Source organism: Leyella stercorea (assembly GCF_019052365.1).
Taxonomy (GTDB): Bacteria; Bacteroidota; Bacteroidia; order Bacteroidales; family Bacteroidaceae; genus Prevotella.
Genome location: NZ_JAHQUY010000115.1, coordinates 1 through 5,108, shown reverse-complemented (window position 1 = coordinate 5,108; position 5,108 = coordinate 1). Strand labels below are relative to the sequence as shown.

Here is a 5,108-nt window from a genome sequence, read left to right as displayed (position 1 = left end):
CTAAAAGCACTACCTTTGTACGCAATATAACAACAATACGTTTAAGGTCACAATTTGTGATCTCAAAAATAAAGATAGAAATATGTCAGATAATATAGAACATCAAGATAAAGGAGAACTGGTCGCAAATTGTGACCAGTTACAAAATGATGAAGTCGTAGTTACCACTCCTGTGGAAAGTCGAATAATGTCTATTCGTGGAAATCAAATTATGATAGATAGAGACTTGGCTGAACTTTACGGAGTGGAAACTAAAAGATTAAACGAGGCTGTAAAACGTAATATAGAACGTTTCCCTGAGCGTTTCCGTTTTCAACTGACTAAGGAGGAAATGGCTGAACTGGTCGCAAATTGCGACCGGTTCAATAGTTTGAAGCACTCAACAGTTCGTTCATATGCTTTCACGGAGCAGGGAGTGGCTATGCTCTCCACTGTTCTTAGAAGTGAAACCGCAATTCGTGTAAGCATACGAATTATGGATGCATTTGTTGCAATGAGACGTTTCATGGTGACAAATGCAGAAGTTTTCCAACGTCTTTCAACAATGGAGTACCATCAACTGGAAATGCAGCAACATCAGCAAGAAACAGACAAACGCATAGACGAGGTATTTCGCAGATTGGATGAGGGCAATGCAAAGCCGAAACAAGGTGTGTTCTACAATGGTCAAATTTATGATGCCTATACTTTCGTGTCCGACTTGATTAAGAGTGCGAAGAAACGTATTGTCCTTATCGATAACTATGTTGACGAGACCGTACTGACATTGCTCGATAAAAGAGATAATAACGTGTCTGCAATCATCTACACTCAGCAGATAAGTCGTCAGTTCCAACTCGACATAGACCGCCATAATGCTCAATATGCACCGATTGATGTTGAAACATTCCGTTTATCACATGACCGCTTCCTTTGTATAGACGATGATGTGTATCACATAGGAGCATCCATAAAGGACTTGGGCAAGAAGTGGTTTGGTTTCTCCAAGATGGAGATACTTACACCAGACGAATTGGTGGAAAGGATCAATAGAGAGTAATCAATACGCAATATTTCAAGAATATAAACATTAAAAATTACGATTTATGAAAAGGATTTGGATTTTTTTGATGGCGATGCTCAGCATCGTTTCTTTTACAGGTTGTGATATGACTGAGGAACCTAGCGGACCAGTTACAGTTATTGACTATGAGTTCGATAGGACTTATATTATTAACAACGATGGATGCTGTGTGTTTAAAGGATTAAAGCCCGTAAGTGCTGCTGACATTGAAAATAAGGTAAAGGGCTATGGATGGAAAGTCATAGGCATGTATAAAGTGCAGGATAACGGCAGACTTTCACAAACAGACTACCGCAAGACAGTTTATGGCGGTGGATATATGGATTATTGGTTTGAGTCAGACGGTCATCTGATAGGTTTCCACCATGGCGATACCGATGGTAAGTTCTATAACAAAACAGAATGGTTTTATGATGCTGTGTCAGGATTCATCATGCGCGGTTCGGCAAGTCAAAGTATGCAAAACCGCTATATGCAAGTTTTACTCCTCACAAAAACAGAGTCAAATTATTTGCAAATGCACACCTTGCAGAAACTGGGCGATGCAACCGATGAGAATGGAAATCTGAAACCATTCTACGGCATGGTGGTTTATCAGCGCATGACGGACAACGAACTTGAGGCAACCAAGAAAGCTTATGGTTACGATGCAAACGTAAACTATACGATAGACTCTGAACATAACAATAATAATATTGTCTCGCCGTTATATAATAAAAACAATAAAAAATCAATAGATGAAAGCATTGTTAGTCATCATAATGAGTTTGTGCATACACGTAACTTATGCACAGAAACCAGATACAACTAAAACTTTTATTCAAGGCAAAGAACTTGGTGAAGTTGTTGTAAAGTCATCTTATCTTACAAGAGAAGGTGATTATATCCTTGCTATTCCTACAAAAGAGCAACGTAAACATGCTGTAACTGGTTATGATCTGTTGAGCAATCTCATGATTCCTGGAGTGTCTGTCGAGCGTTCGACTGGAAGTGTGACAACTCCAAATGGGGCTGCGACTCTCTATATAGATGGGCGTGAAGTTGATTTTCGAGAGGTACAGTCTTTAAGACCGAAGGACGTTTCTCGAGTGGAATATTTTGATGTGCCGACTGGTAAATATGCAAAAGATGCATATGCTATAAACATAATAATGAAACCACTCAACAATGGTGGCTACACGCAACTTGATGCGTCTCAGAATGTAGGCTATCTCCATGGTGATTACAATCTTATTTCGAAATTTGTCACAGGAACCAAAAGTTTGAACCTTTGGGCTGGATATTCTTTGGAAAATCCAAAATCGTCTATGGACGAGAATGAGACTTTTATTTTCCCTGATTATCAATTGAATAGACTGCAGCATTACAATAATGCTGACAATAGGCAAACGGAAGAATATGTACAGGCATCAATCAGCAACCGAGGAAGAAAATATATTTGGATGCTTAGAGGTGGTATGGCATGGAATGCCTCAAAAAACGGTGTCAATAATGGAATGACGGAGTATTGGAAAACTGCTGCTGCAATCAAGAACGGTAGCATTTTGGACATTAACACAAGAAACAAATCTTATCGTCCAAGTGTCTATTTTTACGGATTGCACACATTTTCTAACACAAAATCGTTGGATTATGTTTTTGATGGATATTATTCTCGAAATGACTATAACCGTTTCTATAAAGAGGATGATATGTCCTTTCATTCACTCGTCAAAGAAGATTACTATTATGTCAAAGCAAATGCAAACTATTCAATGACGTTCAGTCATAAAAATAGATTAGCCTTCAGCTTGTTTGAGTTTTTGAGAATAAGCGATTCTGAATATACAGGAGCTTCAGCATATAATCAAAATTTACATTCCTCAGAAACAATCCTCTTTACTGACTATTCTCAACGTTTAGGGAGGTTCTTCTTTGACATCAACCCAGGACTTTCATTTCTTACATATCGTTTAAAGGGGATGAGGTCAATCAATCATCTTACGCCGAGACTTCAGGCAAGAGCTACATATAAGATTGATAAAGTACAACAACTTCAATTTATGTTCGCTTTGGGAAATACCTATCCGAGAATAAATACGATTAACAATGTAGAACAGCAGATAGATCCTATCATCATTCTCAAAGGTAATTCTAACATGGATAATTCAATTCTTTTGAATCCGCGATTAAGCCATACCTTGAACCTTAACAAATTCGCTTTGCAAACGGGAGTGTCATACTTTTACCAAAATCATTCGATTATTTCGGATTACTATATTCGAGACGGGCATCTTATTAGCACTTTTAGAGATGACTGTATCTATCATCGTCCCAGTGCAGATATGTCTATAACCTATAAACCTTCTGGTACACTTAATATGAAGTTATCCGGTCAATGGGTTAAACATTTAGTTCGAGGAGGAGCAGAGCATCGTAATTTGTCTGCATTCTCTGGGACTGCTATGATAAATTACTATGTTCGGGATTTTTCTTTTGGTGCATCCATAGCGTCACCGACAAGAGATTTGATAGACAGCCAGATTAACAGAAAGACATTTTGGCGGTATCAACTATCGGCAATGTGGAATCATGGGAATTGGGCTATCGAAGCTAATGCAAACAATTTATTCATGATGAAGAATAACATTGTAGATGAATTATCTGCATCATATTATTCTTTCAAACAAATAGATCAAAGTCGTAGTTATAATCAGTATGCAAATCTGAAAATTGTTTATAGTTTTGACTATGGCAAGAAGACATCAAAGTCACCAGATTACAAACATCAAAATAGTGAAAGTGCAATCTTAAAATAAGAAGGCAAAGACATAATCAAGTCATTGGTAACATGTTCATGCGAAATGCAAATTAAAAATTGCATTCAAACAGTCAATTATAATTATATTTTCACACATATATAAACATTAAAAATTTTAAATTATGAAAAAAATCAAAACAAGAATCGGGATTCTCTTCATTTTGTTAATAGTATTTACAATGTTTGCAAGCTGTTTAAATGATGACGATGAACCTAAAGACAAGCAGAAGACTGTAACTCTATATGTTTCTGCCACAACAGGAGAATGTACCGGTATGACGGGTACACCACACGAATGTATGTTGATAAAAGAAAAGGGAGAAAAGACTTGGGAGCCATGCGAGTTCAACGGAATTGAAGGCTTTACATACGAGAAAGGATACGAGTACGAACTTTTGGCTACGAAGACCATATATGCCAATCCACCAGCAGATGGATCAAGCTATGACTATACTCTTATAAAAGTGGTGTCAAAAATGGCAAAGGGAAATGAGTAGTAGAGAGTTTTAATTGTATCAAATCAAACAATGAAAAATAAAACATCTATAATAATTGTAGTTTGGGGAATAGCGGTATTATGTACACTATTCTTGAGTTCATGCAAGCGACCAGAGGTCTTAGACAATAGTACTCTTGTAAATAGCGCAAGAAACGTGGCTTTGACCTTTGGTCCTGCGTATGTTCCATTTTTTAAAGAGGCTAACGTATCGGATGTTCAAGTTTTCCAAAAGGAGGATTATGGGGACAGCTTTCCTGAAATAAAAAAACAGATAGGAAGAAAGTACTATACTGTAACTTTTACATATGATAGTACTGCCGTTAAATTTGATTTTGGATTTGCAGCAAGAGTCAGAATATGGAAAGATACAGGGGAACCATTAGATGTTATATTTGGTAATGGTTGGGGAAGAAATTTTCTATTTAAAACCTTTGTAGAGCAAACCAATCACTTACCAAATGACTATGAGAAAGTGGCTTCTGACTCTATTGTTAAAGTACCATTGCAAACTGTACATGAACCAGAGAGTATTTGGAATTCCAATGCTGACAACAAACAAGACAGCCTATCAACGAGAGACTTTCTAACAAATACAGAGAAAGAGAAAATAAAAGAATTGGCTTCACAAGTTCCAGACAGCATAAGAAATCGTTTTGCAAGTTTAGTGGATAAATGGAACATAGCAATAGATTATAATCCTAAGACGCGATATAGTGCAAGCACATATTCTTTTATTTTCTCTTTCT

The 5,108-nt window shown here is 37.0% G+C and carries 4 protein-coding genes and 1 pseudogene; all 5 read left to right on the top strand.

Annotation, left to right across the window (positions count from 1 at the left end; translation table 11 throughout):
• The first annotated feature begins 82 nt into the window (after window positions 1-82).
• Window positions 83-1,039, top strand: coding sequence for an ORF6N domain-containing protein (locus KTQ90_RS12680; RefSeq protein WP_217318733.1), 957 nt, complete (start codon window positions 83-85; stop codon window positions 1,037-1,039).
• Between the two features lie 46 nt (window positions 1,040-1,085).
• Window positions 1,086-1,874 (top strand): hypothetical protein, encoded by a 789-nt coding sequence (locus tag KTQ90_RS12675; RefSeq protein ID WP_217318732.1) that lies wholly within the window; start codon window positions 1,086-1,088, stop codon window positions 1,872-1,874.
• Complete coding sequence (locus KTQ90_RS12670) at window positions 1,801-3,861, top strand: TonB-dependent receptor (RefSeq protein WP_217318731.1); 2,061 nt, start codon at window positions 1,801-1,803, stop codon at window positions 3,859-3,861. Before KTQ90_RS12675 ends, KTQ90_RS12670 begins: the two co-directional genes overlap by 74 nt.
• A 124-nt stretch (window positions 3,862-3,985) precedes the next feature.
• Window positions 3,986-4,360, top strand: coding sequence for a DUF4377 domain-containing protein (locus KTQ90_RS12665; protein WP_217318730.1), 375 nt, complete (start codon window positions 3,986-3,988; stop codon window positions 4,358-4,360).
• Window positions 4,361-4,390: 30 nt separating this feature from the next.
• A pseudogene (locus KTQ90_RS12660) lies at window positions 4,391-5,108 on the top strand (hypothetical protein); the annotation flags it as partial.

Excerpts from the sequence above, each read along its gene's own strand:
- KTQ90_RS12680 (WP_217318733.1), top strand. The coding sequence starts at position 83 with ATGTCAGATAATATAGAACATCAAGATAAAGGAGAACTGGTCGCAAAT.
- KTQ90_RS12675 (WP_217318732.1), top strand. The coding sequence starts at position 1,086 with ATGAAAAGGATTTGGATTTTTTTGATGGCGATGCTCAGCATCGTTTCT.
- KTQ90_RS12670 (WP_217318731.1), top strand. The coding sequence starts at position 1,801 with ATGAAAGCATTGTTAGTCATCATAATGAGTTTGTGCATACACGTAACT.
- KTQ90_RS12665 (WP_217318730.1), top strand. The coding sequence starts at position 3,986 with ATGAAAAAAATCAAAACAAGAATCGGGATTCTCTTCATTTTGTTAATA.